Genomic DNA, 14564 nt, shown 5'->3' on the forward strand with positions numbered 1-14564 from the left:
CAGGTAAGCGACTACACTGGCGCCATGGCTTTGCTGAGCAGTTTGCCAAATGCAGAATGGCTGCTTGCAGATCGAGGCTATGATGCCGACTGGTTCCGCGAAGCCTTGTCAGAAAGGGGTACAAGGCCCTGTATCCCAGGTCGCAAATCACGCAACAAGACCATTCGATACGACAAGCGCCGTTACAAACGCCGCAACCGCATCGAAAGAATGTTTGGCAGGCTCAAAGATTGGCGACGCGTCGCAACCCGCTATGACCGCTGTCCAAAGGTATTCCTGTCAGCAATTGCACTCGCTGCAACCGTCATATTCTGGTTATGAGTCCTGAACCTAGTCATAATGGGCCCGGTTTACGCGCGATCCCCATATAAAGGATGGCGGTCAGCGGCAGGGGGCCAAATGTCAGGTCAAACCGGCGGTTTATCCCGCGCGGGCCAAGGCCGGTCACTGCCCCCGGCACTAACCCTGCGCCTTCCATTGCGGCATGCAATTCGCGCGGTTTGATGAACATCGCCGGATCATGCGTGCCGCGTGGCAACAGACGTAGCAGGTCTTCAGCGAGGGTGATGGTGGCCAGACGGGCCAGCGGATTGCGGTTGATCGTGTCGAACAGAAACAGCCCGCCGGGGCGCAGGGTGCGCGTTACTTCGGCAAGCACCCGGTGCAAATCTGTAACATGTTCCAGCACATCGACACAAACCACGGCGTCGAAACTGGCATCATCATATGGGAGGGCCTCGCCAACCCCCACATCATACCCGATGCGCAGGCCCTGCGCGCGGGAATGGGCGCGGGCGGCCTTTATGGCGTCGGCGGCGGGGTCAATGCCGGTGACACGCGCCCCACGAGCCGCCAATGCTTCGGCCATAAAGCCCCCAGCGCAGCCAAGGTCCAGCACCTCGCGGCCCTGCCAGTCGATATACCGGTCGAACCAGGCCAGCCGCCCGGGAACCAGGTTTTTCAGCGTTCGCACCCATCGGATATCATCTGACCACCAGTGATCGGCCACGCTGTCATAGATCGTCAGGTCATTGCGCATCGGGTTGATCCTCTGACTTGGGCAGGCGGGGCAGCATATAGGGCACTTCGGTGCGGTAGCGATCAAATCGGTCGCCATAGCGGATGGCAAATCGGCGTTCCTTCAGGCGCGGGGCCAGGACGCAATAGGCGGTGAAGCAGACCGCCAGCACCAACTGATCCGGCGTCCAGACCTGCATGGTCCACAGCGTCAGCGCAAAGGCCACATAGATCGGCTGGCGGATCAGGTGGAACAGACCGATGGTCGGCATGTCGGGGAACACCGGTCGGATGCGTGCCAGAAGCGACATCCAGCCCAGCGCGCCTGATTGCACCTCTGCCCCCGCATCAAAGCTGGCGTTCAGCAGGATCAACCAGCTTGCACCATAGGCGGCGGTCATGGCCCAGAAGGCCGCCCCTTCGGCCCGCCACCATACCACGCCCGACGGTGTCCACAGCGCAAACAGCGCCAGCAGTTGGGCCGAGGCGATGATGGCATAGGTGGTGGTGGCCAGCGTCTGCCCATGTGGGCCAGGGATCAGCCGCGCAAGAAGCCGCCCGCCGCGCCCAGTCAGGAGCAACGAATGGGCCAGCGGAAACTGCACGATCAGGGCGGCCTTGGCCAGCGCCGCCATCGGCCAAGGCACGGAGCCAAGGCTTTCGCTCAGGCCAAAGAACATCGCCACGATCATCGCCAGAACGCCGACGGCAAATAGCGCATGGCACAACACACCAAAGGTCAGCGTCAACGCGATCCTCCCCGCACCAGCGGGCGGGCGCAGGGCGGCGCGGATCAGCGTGATCAGTCGGGCGACGCGCGGATCGGTCCACATGGTCATCTCCGCGCCAGCAGATCGGCGGCAATGGCGGTACCGCTGTCCCACGCCGCCTCGATCCTTGGGCCAAGGCACCAGTCGCCGCCAAGGTAAAGGCTGCCATTGTTGCTGCACAAAAACGGCTTTCCAAGCGCCTGCGTTACCCGCGCATAACGCCAGCGATGAGTACTGGCATAGATAATGCTGGTAGGGGTAGCGCCCAGCCCGTCACACAGCAAGTGCAACATGCGGTTGGTCAAGGTGGCAGGATCATCATCAAGATGTGCCGCACTGAACGCGGCACCCGCCTGTGCCACCCACAGCGCGCCCTCGGCTTGGGGGCGGCCCGGCTTGGCGCTGTCTTGCGCTATCCATGACAGCGGGTCGTCGGTATCCTTACGGGTGAGGAACGGGGCAGGGCCAGCGACAGCAGCCATCAGCGTCAGGCAAGGGGCCAGTTGCACCGCGCCAAGGGCTGCAACCAGCGGGTGATCCGCGCCTAAAAGGGCTGCCACCTGCGGCGCGGGTACCGTGACCACAACCCTTGATGCACGCAAGGTGCCGTCAGCCAGATGCAGTAGCCAGCCCCCAGCATCTGGGACAAGACGTAGCACCTGCGCATTTTGTCGAATATCCAGCCAGGCCCCCAGCGCTTTGGGAAGGGCCGACATGCCCGGCACGCCCACACTGTGCGTGCGCCCCGTGCCATCCGCCCACCCGGCCAGCGTGCCCGCCCTTTCCAGTGCAGCCAGTACGCTGGCAAAGCCTGTGCCATGCGCGTTCACATATTGCGCGCCATGGTCGAACTGCAGATCCCCCGCCCGCCTCGTGGCAACGCGCCCGCCAATACCGCGGCCCTTGTCCAGTACCACGGGTGCCATCCCCGCATCAGCCAGCCTGCGCGCACAGGCCAGACCGGCAATGCCAGCGCCAATAATGATGACGGGCGTCATGCGCGCAATACCTGCTCAAGGATACGAGGGATGTTCTGTTTGACCTTGAAGAACCCCGCCGTGGCATGCGGCCAGATGGCAGCGTCCCAATCGCGCCGCCATTCGCATAGGGTGATGCCTGCGAGGGCAAGCGATGGGGCTGCTTCGTCCAGCCAGTCGCGCAAGGGGCCTTGGGTGATGTAGGGCGTGGCAATCTGCGTGGCGCCCGCGGCGGTGGCCCATTTCGCAAGGGCTGCGGGGTCGCCCGCCTGCAATTGCATGGGTTCCGCGCCAACCCGCAAGATGGCATCTGCCAAAGCGCCAGCTTCGAAGTCTGACACCAGATCGGACAGCGGCAAGGGCGATCGCAGATGGCTTGCGATCAGCGTGGCAACAGATCGGATATCCAGTGCCGCGAGGTTGAAATCCTCAACCCGGCAATCCTCATCCGTGATCAGAAGAGCGGTGGGCTGGCCGGGCAGGGGGGCGTTTAGCGACCGCAAGGGTTGCACCGATGGTAGGCCATCCGGCTCTGTCGCCTCAAGGCCCTGCGTTACCTCCGCCAGATCAGACCGTCGTGGGGTGAAGCGTCCGGCGGTAAAGGTCGCGATGTTCTGTGCATCCGCCGGGTAGGGTTTGCCCCGGGTGTGCAACCCCGCCACCCACCGCCAGCCAAGAGTATTTGATGCGGCATCGCCGTCAAGAAGATGCCGGTAAAAGAAATCCGCCCCCAGCCGCCACGGCAGGCCCAGCGTGAATATCCAGATCGACGCAAACCACATCCGCGCGTGATTGTGCAGATAGCCGGTATCGACCAGTTCGGTCGCCCAAGCGTCAAAACATTCAAGTCCCGTCTGGCCCGTCATCGCGCGGTCTACATCGCGGCGCATGCGGCGGTCGCGGTCAAGCGCGGCAAGGTCAGCATTCAGCCCGCTGCGGTAACTGGCCCAGACCTGCGGGCGGCGCTCCAGCCAGCCTTTGAAATAGCCGCGCCAGATCACCTCTTGCACGAATTTCTCGGCATCCTCGGGGCCGTGGGCTGCCAGCGCCGCCGCCACGGCGTCCTGTTCAAGCACCAGCCTGCGCCGGATATAGGGCGACAGCACCGACACCGCCTTTTGCGCGCCGGGGCCGTGGTCAGTGTTGCGGCCATTGGCATAGCGGCGGCCCATGCGAGGGATAAACTCCGCCATAAGCGCATCGCCAGCGGCGCGGGTGGGGGTAAAATCTGTCATCAGGTTCATTCCAAGGTTTGATCGCGGCAATAGGTTTCGACCATTGGGCGCAGTGGGACACGGGCGCGAAGTTTGGTGGCCATCAGATACATCCCGCCGATCTTGCGGTGCAGGAACAGTGTGGCAGCAGGTGGCACATGGGCAAGCTCGCGGTCATTGCCTATAGCCAGGCCCATGTCACGAAGGGTTTCCAGCAGCGTGCTGTTACCAAAATCAAATGGCGCATTCTGCCGGACCGGGCCCATGGCGACGTTGAACATGGACTGGATCAGCCCCTGATGATGCGGCGCGGTATCCGCGCCGAAGTATCCGATGCGCAGCATGGCGCTGTGCGTGGCGGCATCGCCACCATCCAGCGCCACACGGGCGAGCGCGCGAAAATCAGTGGCAAGAGCGGGGGCAACGGGCTGCACGGCACCGAAATCCAGCAGGACAATGCGGCCAGTTTTGGGATCAAAGCGGTAATTGGCAAGGTTGGGGTCGGTCTGCATCGCGCCGAATACAAACAACTCGCGCAGCACAAGGTCTATCAGGGCGGCGGCTACTCGGTCACGCTGGCTTTGCTGCGCGTCCACCAGACTGTCCAGTGGCGCGCTTTCCATGTAGCGCATCGCGAGCACTTGGGACGTGCACAGCGCGTCATGCAGGGTGGGCAGCGCGAACATGTCGGACATGACCAGCAGATCGCCAAATCGGGCCAGATGCTGCGCTTCGGCGAGATAGTCGGCTTCGGCGTGTAACTGGCGCTTGGCCTCGGTCAGCAGGGGGGACAGGTCCATCCCGCGGGGCATCAGGCCTGGCAGGCGCAAAAGGGTGGCCACGTTGTCCACATCGCTGTCAATGCTGGCGCGGACGCCGGGGTATTGCACCTTGATCGCCAAGTAGGTGCCATCGTGCAGCGTGGCCCGGTGCACCTGCCCGATGGATGCAGCGGCAAAGGGGCGCACGTCAAAGCGGGCAAAGCGGCCGTACCAGCCCGGGCCCCATTCGGCATTCAGCACGGTTTGCAGCTGTTTGGGCGGCATATGCTGGGCACCATCGCGCATGCGCGACAGGATCGCGGTCAACTCACCCGGCAGCACAATCCCGGCATCCATCGACAGCATCTGCCCCAGCTTCAGCGCCGCGCCGCGCAGGTGCGACAGGCCATCGGTCAGACGCCGCGTGTTGGCAGGCGTCAGCAGCAGTTGTGCCAGAACGGGCCGCTTGCCCTCCGCCAGCGCGCGCAATCCCCCCGCGCTGACACTGCCGGCAATGCCCGTCGCCATGCCTCCAAGGTGCCACAGACGGGCCGCGCGCCCGCTCGGTACCGCAGCTCCGTTGCTGTCATTGTCATTGGGCAAATGCGTGCTCCCGTGTCAGGTGGGGACGCGTTGCTTGCGCAATCGACGCAAGTGCCAACGGTAGATCAACGGGGCCAGCACATGGTCATAAGCCGCACCGGCGATCTTCCTTATCCCCGGCAAGCCAATGATCCGCCCCAGCAAATGATACCGCGGCATCTGCGCCCACAGGACCAGAAACGCCGGAATGCCCGATGTCAGCACGCCGTCATGCAGCACATACAGTCGCCGCGCCGCCGTGTCGGCATCCAGCCCCCACTGGGCCCGCGCGTCCGTGTTCAGGTCATCAAACCGGATCGGCAGGCCCGCCTTGCCCGCATATCGCGCGTAATGCCCGATCTCAAAATTACAGACCGGGCAGTTGGCGTTGTAGAGAACGGATGTTTTGGTGCTGTTTTCCATATCGGTCAGATAGGCTTGCTACGTGTGAAGTCAAACCGACGGCACCTCCGCTGTGACTTCCCACGCGTCCGGGCTAATCTGCCTGGCTAGCGCGCTAATAGCCTTGCGCGGCGTTGCGGCCCCGTTCGCCAGATCAATGTGTGCCGAAGTAGCGCGTAGCTACGTAGATTTTTACTAAGATAATGTTTTTACTTGTTATTCAGTTGATTGCAGTCGCGCACAGAGCGATTCTGATTGCACCAGAACGATGCAAGTCACCCAACGGAGACCAAGCCATGACCACCCGCCACGCCACCGGCAATGCCAAAGTCCTCGACGCCTTCATGACTACCAAGTTTCAGATCGACGCGATGCTGGAACGACTGAAGGCCCTGAGCGACGACCATTTCGAGACCCACCCCGACGAGATCAACTGGGGCGATGTCGGCACCCTGAACCACTACACCAGCCTGCTGTGCCAGATCACGGACAGCGCCTTTGGCGAGGACGAACACACCAACTAAAAAGGGCACGCCCCGCACCAGCCCCGTGATGGCGGGGCTTGGCCGCGTAGAAGGGCGGCACACCGCGCGCCCGAAAACGGGAGCCTGCGATGACAAAACTCACCGAAACCCAATCCATCATCCTCAGTACCGGGGCCCTGCGCCCCGAAAATATCGCCCTGCCACTGCCCAAAGGGCTGGCCGGTGCGGCGGCGAAGATGGCGGTTGGGAAGATGATCGAACACGGCTGGCTGCAAGAGGTCGACGCCAACCTGAGCCGGGGCGAACCGCTTTGGCGCGAGACCGGCGATGGCCACGGCACAACGTTGGTGGTCACGGGTGCGGGCCTTGTGGCCATTGGGATAGAGCCTGTTGTGGTGAAGACAATGGCCGCCATTCGTGATCATGCGGCCGAAGCGTCCGCACCCAAGCTGCCGACACCGCGCGCTGGTACCAAGCAGGCGGTGCTGATCGAGATGCTGCAAACGGCAGAGGGTGCGACGATGGATGCGATCGTCGCTGCCACCGGCTGGCAGGCACATAGCGCGAGGGGCGCGATGTCGGGGGCCTTGGGAAAGAAGCTCGGGCTGGTCGTGACCTCGGCAAAGGAAGACGGTAGGGGCAGAGTTTACCGGATCAGCCGCGACAATGCATGATTTTACGCGCTGTCAGTCGAGCAGTCGGTAATGAACCTCGGTTGGTTTGCAGTCGGCCCCATTAATTGGGGGGGTGCGGACAAAAACTTGGACTGTTTTCACGGCATTAGGCCGAGGCTTTTACGTATTCGATTGGGCTTCGACCACCAAGGGACATCTTGATGCGTGTTTCGTTATACCAGCGGATGTAGGCGTCAACCTCGTCGATAAACTGAGCCGGCGTGAAGGTCCGCCAATCGCGCGGATAGAAGAACTCGGTCGTCAGGCGACCGAAGAAGCCCTCACATGCGGCATTGTCTTGCGAGCTCGCCTTTCGTGACATCGAGCGAACGAGCTTTGCTGCGTCTATGCGTTCCAGCCAGCCAGGCCAGCGATAATGGCCTCCGCGATCGCTGTGGATTATGGGTAGCGCTTCGCTGTCGGCGATGGTCTCAACTGCTGCATCAAGCATGGTGTTTGCTAGATCGGCGTCCGGTTTGGTCCCGATGGCCCAACTGATGACGAGGCCGTCAAAACAATCGATGATCGGGGAAAGATAGACTTTTCCAGCGCGGATGTGGAACTCGGTGATGTCTGTCAGCCATTTTTCATTGGGCGCGGAAGCCTGGAAGTCACGGTTGATGATGTTCTCCGGCGCGGGGCTAATCTCGCCCAGATACGAGCTGTAACGCCGCCGCTTGGGCTTTGGGACGACCAAAGCGCACCATTTCATCAGGCGCCGCACCACTTTCTCAGAGATCGAGATAGAGTGCCGCATCATTGAGGCTCTGAGGCGACGGTAGCCCAAGCCGCGATGGTTGCGCTCACAAGGCCTCCTTCATGGTGTGGCGGATGGGAAGATACTTATCTTCCAGTGTGATACGAGCGCAGTGGTAGAAGTAAGAACTCCGCGCCAGGCCCAACCGGGCCAACAGCGCCGGTGCTTTATACCGATTTTTTAGGGCGACGATCAGCATGGTCTTTTCCCGATTGCTCAGGTCCTGCAGATCGCCGCCAGGATCCTTTTTTATCAGTTCACTCGCAGTCTTGAGCAGGTCATGCTCAATCTGAAGTTCGCGGATGCAGCACTGCAGGGCTTCACGCTGACGTTCCAATTCTTCGATCTCTGGATCCAAGGGCGCCCTTTTCTTGCGTTTCATCGTGGCAGGAACCTCCGGGCCAAGGAGTTGGTTTTTCCAAGCATACAGCGTTGGCCTGCTAACTCCGACCTTTTCTGCCAAAGCCTGCGCACTTTCTTGACGACTATAAAGTCCAACCACAGCAGCTTTCTTCACGGCGTCAGAGTGATTGCCTGGTCCATGTGTCCCGGTGCAAACCGTCTTAGCATCGGGAAAGACCTCGCGCACCCAGGCCGTCAGCGTGGCTCGGCCTGGATAGCCTAAGGCACGCAGTGTCCATGAAATGCAGCGCCCTTGGCTGGCATAATGCTCTAACGCCACCTGCTTTTGTGCCTCTGAAAATTTAGGCGCGCGCGGCACTGAACGTGTCGCCAAATCCTGCCCACGCTCATATTCTCGATGCCAGCCCTTTAAGGCATTCTTCGTTGGATACCCCAACTCACGGATCGTGGCCCGCAAGCGCTTGCCGAGCTTGATATAAAGCTCAACCGCACGCATTCGTTCTTCGTAGCTATACATGAACTATCTCCAAGATAGTCCAACTTTTCGTCCGCACCCCCCTTTTTTTCATTTGGCGCCGACCCGTTTGAAATTTGTTAATCTCATGAAAAATAAGCAGAAATATTGAAGCTAGTGGGTCACGGCGTTGCGGAAAACTGGGTCAAATTCTCGTTGAAATGAACACCCACGGCCTTGGTAGCCTAATTACCCCTGTATGGAAACATGCGGGGTCTGATCTCATCCAGCCTTTGGCACTGGTGCAAGCGAAAGACTGCTTTGCCGCAGCACCGACCTCAGGTCGCGTCCGACTGGTTCACGCGGTCCATCAGCGCTTGTGCCGTTTCTTTGCGTTCGGAATAGCGGTCCACCAGATAATCGGCGCGGTCACGGGTCAGCAGGGTGAATTTCACTAACTCCTCCATCACGTCAACGATCCGGTCGCAAAGCGGCGAGGGGCGCATCCGCCCGGCCTCGTCAAATTCTTGAAATGCCTTTGGGATCGAGGATTGGTTGGGGATGGTGATCATCCGCATCCAGCGGCCAAGGATGCGCATCTGATTGACGGCGTTGAAACTTTGCGACCCGCCCGAGACCTGCATCACCGCCAGCGTCTTGCCTTGGGTCGGGCGCACCGCGCCGTCCGACAGGGGGATCCAGTCCACCTGCGTTTTCATCAGGCCCGTCATCGCGCCGTGCCGTTCGGGCGAGGACCAGACCATCCCCTCGCTCCAGACCACCAGATCACGCAACGCGCGCACGCGTGGGTGGGTTGCATCCACCCCATCATCGACCAGCGGCAGGCCTGCTGGGTCGAAAAACCGCACCTCTGCGCCAAGTCGGGTCAGGATGCGCCCGGCCTCTTCTGCCGACAACCGGCTGAAGGCGCGCGGGCGGAGCGAGCCATACAGGACCGCGATGCGCGGTGGATGGGTTTTCTGCGGTGGCGACATCAGGGTTTTGGCGTCTATGCCGGGCAGCAGCGCATCGTCGATATTGGGGGTGTCAGACAAGGCGGTTCCCTTTCGCGTCGATGATCAGCCCGCCATCCTCGCGCGACAGGGGGCCGGGGGGCATTTGGTCCAAAAGGTCCAGCACCGCCTCGGACGGGCGGCACAGGCGCACGCCTTTGGGGGTGCAGACAATCGGGCGATTGACCAGAATGGGATGTGCGATCATCGCCGCCAGAAGCTGGTCATCCGTCACGTCAGGCGCGGTCAGACCCAAGGCCTCGGCGGGTGACTTGCTTACGCGCAGCGCCTCAGGCGGGGTGAGGTTGGCGGCGGCAAACAGCCCAAGCAACTGCGGCCGCGTCCAACCCGTTGTCAGGTAGTCGATCACCACCGGCGCATAGCCTGCCGCACGGATGATCCCGAGCACATTGCGCGAGGTGCCGCAATCGGGGTTGTGGTGGATGACGATGGGAAAGCTCATGTTGGAAACCTGTCTCGGGTTCGGTTGGCAAAGGCGACCAGCGACAGCATGACCGGCACTTCGACCAGCACGCCCACCACCGTCACCAAAGCAGCGCCCGAGTTCAGCCCGAACAGCCCGATGGCCACGGCAACCGCCAGTTCAAAGAAATTCGATGTGCCGATCAGCGCGCAGGGGGCGGCGATGTTATGGGGCAACTTCCATGCCCAAGCGGCGGCATAGCCAAGCGCGAAAATGCCGTAAGATTGCAGGATGATCGGCACCGCCAGCAGCGCAATCAGCCCCGGTTGCGCCAGAATGACCGGCCCCTGAAAGCCGAACAGCAACACCACCGTCAGCAGCAGCCCCATCATCGACGCGGGCTTGATGCGCGCGGTAAAACCCGTCACCGCCGCCTCTCCCCCCCGTGCCATCAGGGCGTGCCGGGTCAGCAGCCCGGCGACCAGCGGGATCACCACATAAAGAACGGTGGACAGGATCAGCGTCTCCCACGGCACAATGATATCGGTGACGCCCAGCAAAAAGGCCACGATGGGGGCAAAGGCCACGACCATGATCAGATCGTTCAGGCTGACCTGCACGAGCGTGTAATTCGGATCGCCGCGGGTCATTTGCGACCAGACGAACACCATCGCCGTGCAGGGCGCCGCCCCCAGCAGGATCAAACCGGCGATGTATTCGGGGGCCATCTTTGCGTCGATCAGCCCGGCAAACAGGTGGTGAAAGAACAGCACGCCAAGGGCCGCCATCGTGAACGGCTTGATCAGCCAGTTGATGACCACGGTGATGATCAGCCCCTTGGGCCGCTGCCCGACCGATTTCAACGACCCCAGATCAACCGCCACCATCATCGGGTAAACCATGGCCCAGATCAGCACGGCCACCACCAGATTGACCGAAGCATATTCAAGCCCGGCCAGCATGGCAAAGGCGCCGGGCATCAGACTGCCAAGGGCCAGCCCGGCCAGGATACACAGCGCGACCCACAGGGTCAGATAGCGTTCAAACAGGCTCATGGCGCGGCTTTCGGATTGGGGATGCAGCACAGGGCGCTGTCGGGCACTTTGAGAGAGGCGACGAAATCGGCGAGCAGCGCCAAGGCATCGGGGTTCAGCGCGTAACAGACCCGGGGGCCGGAAATCTCGCCGCTGATCACGCCCGCCGCCTTCAGGATACGCAGATGTTCGGACACGGTGGATTGCGCCAGCCCCACCGCATCCACGATGTCGCCCCCGATACAGCCCGGCGTGGCCAACAACAGCCGCAGAATACGCAGACGTGCCGGATGGGCCAGCGCCTTGGCCAGATCCGCCACTTTGCGGTCTGCTGTGTCGGACAAGGGAGATGCGGCAACAGGCATGAAATTCGGCTCTATCTTCGTTTATCGTCGATTTACGATTGATAGCCAGCATAAAGCACCGGGTCAATCCCGCAAACCATCAGACCAAAGAAGATATGACGCAGGCTGATAGTGCGCGCACGGACAGGGTAGCTGCTTACAAAGCCATGTCGCAAGGTATCGGGCACCGCAAAGGTGCAAGCGTCCGTGGCCGAAAGACGCGGGAGGGTGGTCTGTCATCGAACTTTCAACAGACTGCAACCTTGGTGTTACTCGAACAGCGCATGGATAGAGGGACCAAAGGGTGCAGGTCATGCCCGTCGCATCACGGCAACCAGCGCCCCCCTGAGCCACCATGTCCGCAAAGCCAAGGAGCCTGCCATGAAAGATTATGAATCCGAATATTCCGATTTCCGCGCCGCACCGCATCATGAACATGGCGATGAGGTGCCCTCGAACCAGTCCGCCAATCGCAATATGTATCAGGTGATCGAGGCGCGCGCCTCACGTCGCGGGTTTCTTGTCGGTGGGCTTTCGGCGATTGCGGCGGGGCTGTTCGGCGCGACCCTCAGCCCGCGTGCCGCCCTTGCGCAGACCACGGCACCCGCTGGCCTGTTGGGCTTTGCCGCCGTGCCGATCAGCAAGGAGGATGTCGTCGTCGTGCCTGCGGGCTATACCGCACAGGTGCTGGCCCCTTGGGGCACGCCGATCACCGGCGACATGCCCGCCTATGCGCCGGGCGCCAACACCGGAGCCGAGCAGGGCATGCAGGTCGGCAGCCACCATGACGGGATGCATTTCTTTGCCATTGACGGGTCATCGACCGATGGCCTGCTGGTGATGAACCACGAATATATCGAGCCACGGCTGCTGCATGCGGCCAAATGGGCGGGTCAGGCGCTGGATGGCGACACCGTGGTGTTTGATGCCAACGGCGCGCGCGATGATGATGAGGTGCTGAAGGAAATGAACGCACATGGCTGTTCGGTCATGCGGGTGACGCGTGGCGCGGATGGGCAATGGGCTGTTGTGGCCGACCCGATGAACCGCCGCATCACCGCCCTGACCGAGATGGGCTTTTCCGGCCCGGTCGCGGGCACGCCGCATCTGGCCACGAAATTCAGCCCCGATGGCACCCGCACGCGCGGCACGCTGAACAACTGCGCCAATGGCTATACGCCATGGAACACCTATATGACCGCCGAGGAAAACTGGGCCGGGTATTTCGTCAATGCCGACGCCGAAATGCCACGCGCGCAAAAGCGCTATGGTGTGCCCGCCGATGCGGCGCGCTATGGCTGGGAAAAGGCCGCCTCGGGGGCTGAGGCCTATACCCGTTTCAACGCGGCCGTCACCGGGGCCACGCCCGCCGATGATTACCGCAATGAGCCCAACGGCTTTGGCTGGCTGGTCGAGTTCGACCCCTTCAACCCCGACGCCATGCCCATAAAGCGCACCCATCTGGGTCGGTTCGCGCATGAGGGCATCGTGTTCGCGCCCGCCATCGCAGGCAAGCCGATTGTCTGCTATTCCGGCGACGACAGCCGCTTTGAATATATCTACAAATTTGTCTCGGCGCAGGCCTATGATCCGGCCACGGCCTCGGGCGCTTTGCTGGATGCGGGCACGCTGTATGTGGCGCGCTTCAACGAGGATGGCAGCGGCGACTGGCTGGCGCTTGCCCCCGGCGAAAACGGGCTGACGCCGGAAAACGGTTTTGCTGACCTCGCCGATATTCTGGTCAACACCCGCGCTGCCGCCGATCTGGCAGGGGCCACCAAGATGGACCGCCCGGAATGGGGTGCGGTCGATCCGAACTCGGGCGAGGTGTATTTCACCCTGACCAACAACAATCGCCGCAGCCAGACCGAGGTGGATGCCGTGAACCCCCGCGCCGAAAACAACTTCGGCCAGATCGTGCGCTGGAGCTACGACGGTGGTGAGCATACCGCCACCCGTTTTGCTTGGGAGCTGTTCGTGATTGCGGGCACGCCGCGCCAGTCGCTGACGCTGGACGGTCAGGCGCTGAGTGATGACAGCACCTTTGCCTGCCCCGACGGCATCTGGTGCGACGACAACTCCCGCCTGTGGATCCAGACCGACATGGGCGACATCGGCCCCGATCAGACCGGCCCGCTGGCCCCCTTTGGCATGAACCAAATGCTGGCGGCCGACCCCACCACCGGCGAGATCCGGCGGTTCATGACTGGCCCCTGGGGGCAAGAGATCACCGGCATCACCATGACGCCGGATGGGCAGACGATGTTCATCAATGTCCAGCACCCCGGCGGCCATGCGACGGATGCCGACTTTGCGACGGGCAATTTCGGCTCGGGCTTTCCCGATTACAACGGCACCGTGCCGCGCTCGGCCACGTTGGTCATCAGCCGCGTAGATGGCGGTGTGATCGGGGCCTGACCACGGCTTTTCATGACGACAGGGGGCCGGACATCCGGCCCCTTTTTCTTGGGGCGACACAGCTGATCGGTAGCCGCTATAAATCCAGAGCGGCTTTATCTTGCGGAAACTTACCATGAGTGCCGCGCGCTTATTGAGCGACCGGACCATTGCCCAGATCGGTCAGAGTCGGGCAATCTGGACGGTGACGACTAGCATATTGCGACCAAGGCATTGATTTTCATATCGAATTGATGCATTTTTGATCTGGCGTTGACCACTCTGAAACATGATGTTCTCATCAAAAGTCGGCTTAACTTTTTTGCACTGGGTCATGGCGTTTCGGAAAACTGGTTGAATTTCTGGCATAATTCAACACCTCCTTGTCATCAGCATGTTACCCGGCGATCAGATGACGAAGCGCAGGTTTTGCTATGAACGCAGGCAAACTGCGGGGGGCGATGCAATCTGGCGGGATGGCATAATTATTGGTAATTGCGTGTATCATACAAAGGCAAGTATTTGTGAAGTCGAGCTCCCGCAACCAACACTAATTCGCAAGCAATATCAACGGTTTGGGTTTTACCGCTCAGGCCTTTTTGCGTTTTATGCACCAAAGCAATGGGGTGCCCCCATCGGGTGGTCCGGTCTGAATGTTAGTGCATGGTCGGCCTTTGGTCTATCGGCAACATGCTTTCTGGCGCCGGGGGACGGTAGCGCATTGCGCTATGGGGCCTGACGGTGTTGTAGTGGTGCTGCCAGCGCTCGATCAGGATCTGAGCCTCGCGTAGGGTGTAAAAGACTGAGGTGCCGCCCAAAAACTGGACACTGACGTAAGCTCCGATTTGCTGTCTGCTGATCTTCATCACGAAGGAGATCGAAGATGTCGAAACGAA

17 protein-coding genes are annotated in these 14564 nt (G+C 61.3%); 4 read left to right on the plus strand and 13 right to left on the minus strand.

The genetic code is table 11. The features are described from left to right. Positions 1-321, plus strand: a 321-nt coding sequence (locus G560_RS0117645; protein ID WP_022705601.1) for an IS5 family transposase, incomplete at its 5' end; no start/stop codon positions are given. A gap of 13 nt (positions 322-334) precedes the next feature. Here the strand turns inward: G560_RS0117645 and ubiG are convergent. The 6 genes from ubiG to G560_RS0117675 all read right to left on the minus strand — a co-directional run bounded on the left by ubiG (position 335) and on the right by G560_RS0117675 (position 5744). Continuing rightward, positions 335-1039, minus strand: coding sequence for a bifunctional 2-polyprenyl-6-hydroxyphenol methylase/3-demethylubiquinol 3-O-methyltransferase UbiG (gene ubiG, locus G560_RS0117650; protein ID WP_022705602.1), 705 nt, complete (start codon positions 1037-1039; stop codon positions 335-337). Beyond that, positions 1029-1850: a methyltransferase family protein gene (locus G560_RS0117655; protein WP_081647702.1), complete on the minus strand. Its 822-nt coding sequence runs from the start codon at positions 1848-1850 to the stop codon at positions 1029-1031. Before G560_RS0117655 ends, ubiG begins: the two co-directional genes overlap by 11 nt. Before the next feature lie 2 nt (positions 1851-1852). Further along, on the minus strand, positions 1853-2785 hold the full coding sequence (locus G560_RS0117660; RefSeq protein ID WP_022705604.1) for an NAD(P)/FAD-dependent oxidoreductase: 933 nt from the start codon (positions 2783-2785) through the stop codon (positions 1853-1855). Then, positions 2782-3999, minus strand: coding sequence for an FAD-binding domain-containing protein (locus G560_RS0117665; protein WP_028914249.1), 1218 nt, complete (start codon positions 3997-3999; stop codon positions 2782-2784). Before G560_RS0117665 ends, G560_RS0117660 begins: the two co-directional genes overlap by 4 nt. A gap of 5 nt (positions 4000-4004) precedes the next feature. Then, a complete protein-coding gene (locus tag G560_RS0117670; RefSeq protein WP_081647703.1) occupies positions 4005-5267 on the minus strand; it encodes an ABC1 kinase family protein in 1263 nt (420 codons plus the stop codon). A gap of 90 nt (positions 5268-5357) precedes the next feature. Beyond that, positions 5358-5744: a thiol-disulfide oxidoreductase DCC family protein gene (locus G560_RS0117675; protein WP_022705607.1), complete on the minus strand. Its 387-nt coding sequence runs from the start codon at positions 5742-5744 to the stop codon at positions 5358-5360. Between the two features lie 275 nt (positions 5745-6019). Here G560_RS0117675 and G560_RS0117680 point away from each other — a divergent pair, with 275 nt between their 5' ends. Together G560_RS0117680 and G560_RS0117685 are read left to right on the plus strand one after the other, a co-directional pair. Beyond that, on the plus strand, positions 6020-6247 hold the full coding sequence (locus G560_RS0117680; RefSeq protein ID WP_022705608.1) for a hypothetical protein: 228 nt from the start codon (positions 6020-6022) through the stop codon (positions 6245-6247). A gap of 89 nt (positions 6248-6336) precedes the next feature. Beyond that, on the plus strand, positions 6337-6882 hold the full coding sequence (locus G560_RS0117685) for a DUF3489 domain-containing protein (RefSeq protein ID WP_022705609.1): 546 nt from the start codon (positions 6337-6339) through the stop codon (positions 6880-6882). A gap of 106 nt (positions 6883-6988) precedes the next feature. Here G560_RS0117685 and G560_RS20115 read toward each other — a convergent pair. From G560_RS20115 to G560_RS0117710, 5 genes are all read right to left on the minus strand, one after another. Next, a protein-coding gene (locus G560_RS20115; RefSeq protein ID WP_155947390.1) for an IS3 family transposase occupies positions 6989-8519 on the minus strand; the annotation gives its coding sequence in 2 pieces (ribosomal slippage) (positions 6989-7687 and positions 7689-8519; 1530 coding nt in all). A 275-nt stretch (positions 8520-8794) separates the two neighbouring features. Further along, positions 8795-9511, minus strand: a complete 717-nt coding sequence (gene arsH, locus G560_RS0117695) for an arsenical resistance protein ArsH (RefSeq protein ID WP_022705610.1) — start codon at positions 9509-9511, stop codon at positions 8795-8797. Next, positions 9504-9932 (minus strand): arsenate reductase family protein, encoded by a 429-nt coding sequence (locus G560_RS0117700; RefSeq protein WP_022705611.1) that lies wholly within the window; start codon positions 9930-9932, stop codon positions 9504-9506. Before G560_RS0117700 ends, arsH begins: the two co-directional genes overlap by 8 nt. Then, the gene (gene arsB / locus G560_RS0117705) at positions 9929-10948 is read right to left on the minus strand and encodes an ACR3 family arsenite efflux transporter (protein WP_022705612.1); all 1020 of its coding nucleotides are present in this window, start codon (positions 10946-10948) and stop codon (positions 9929-9931) included. Before arsB ends, G560_RS0117700 begins: the two co-directional genes overlap by 4 nt. Continuing rightward, positions 10945-11292: an ArsR/SmtB family transcription factor gene (locus G560_RS0117710; RefSeq protein ID WP_022705613.1), complete on the minus strand. Its 348-nt coding sequence runs from the start codon at positions 11290-11292 to the stop codon at positions 10945-10947. The genes arsB and G560_RS0117710 overlap by 4 nt, the downstream gene beginning before the upstream one ends. Positions 11293-11652: 360 nt before the next feature. Here G560_RS0117710 and G560_RS0117720 point away from each other — a divergent pair, with 360 nt between their 5' ends. Then, positions 11653-13689, plus strand: coding sequence for a PhoX family protein (locus tag G560_RS0117720; protein WP_022705615.1), 2037 nt, complete (start codon positions 11653-11655; stop codon positions 13687-13689). A 162-nt stretch (positions 13690-13851) separates the two neighbouring features. Here G560_RS0117720 and G560_RS19755 read toward each other — a convergent pair whose 3' ends face one another. After that, on the minus strand, positions 13852-14037 hold the full coding sequence (locus G560_RS19755) for a hypothetical protein (protein ID WP_033419515.1): 186 nt from the start codon (positions 14035-14037) through the stop codon (positions 13852-13854). A 287-nt stretch (positions 14038-14324) separates the two neighbouring features. Continuing rightward, positions 14325-14564 (minus strand): integrase core domain-containing protein (locus tag G560_RS21560; RefSeq protein ID WP_028914251.1); only part of this gene is annotated, 240 nt, incomplete at its 5' end.

The sequence above is a fragment of the Pseudorhodobacter ferrugineus DSM 5888 genome (assembly GCF_000420745.1).
Lineage (GTDB): Bacteria > Pseudomonadota > Alphaproteobacteria > Rhodobacterales > Rhodobacteraceae > Pseudorhodobacter > Pseudorhodobacter ferrugineus.

Coding starts and splice junctions, on each gene's coding strand:
- G560_RS0117655 (WP_081647702.1), bottom strand. CDS start 1,850: ATGTGGACCGATCCGCGCGTCGCCCGACTGATCACGCTGATCCGCGCC.
- G560_RS0117675 (WP_022705607.1), bottom strand. CDS start 5,744: ATGGAAAACAGCACCAAAACATCCGTTCTCTACAACGCCAACTGCCCG.
- G560_RS0117720 (WP_022705615.1), top strand. CDS start 11,653: ATGAAAGATTATGAATCCGAATATTCCGATTTCCGCGCCGCACCGCAT.
- G560_RS0117700 (WP_022705611.1), bottom strand. CDS start 9,932: ATGAGCTTTCCCATCGTCATCCACCACAACCCCGATTGCGGCACCTCG.
- G560_RS0117685 (WP_022705609.1), top strand. CDS start 6,337: ATGACAAAACTCACCGAAACCCAATCCATCATCCTCAGTACCGGGGCC.
- G560_RS0117670 (WP_081647703.1), bottom strand. CDS start 5,267: ATGGCGACGGGCATTGCCGGCAGTGTCAGCGCGGGGGGATTGCGCGCG.
- G560_RS0117665 (WP_028914249.1), bottom strand. CDS start 3,999: ATGACAGATTTTACCCCCACCCGCGCCGCTGGCGATGCGCTTATGGCG.
- arsB (WP_022705612.1), bottom strand. CDS start 10,948: ATGAGCCTGTTTGAACGCTATCTGACCCTGTGGGTCGCGCTGTGTATC.
- G560_RS0117660 (WP_022705604.1), bottom strand. CDS start 2,785: ATGACGCCCGTCATCATTATTGGCGCTGGCATTGCCGGTCTGGCCTGT.
- G560_RS0117680 (WP_022705608.1), top strand. CDS start 6,020: ATGACCACCCGCCACGCCACCGGCAATGCCAAAGTCCTCGACGCCTTC.
- ubiG (WP_022705602.1), bottom strand. CDS start 1,039: ATGCGCAATGACCTGACGATCTATGACAGCGTGGCCGATCACTGGTGG.
- G560_RS0117710 (WP_022705613.1), bottom strand. CDS start 11,292: ATGCCTGTTGCCGCATCTCCCTTGTCCGACACAGCAGACCGCAAAGTG.
- G560_RS19755 (WP_033419515.1), bottom strand. CDS start 14,037: ATGCCAGAAATTCAACCAGTTTTCCGAAACGCCATGACCCAGTGCAAA.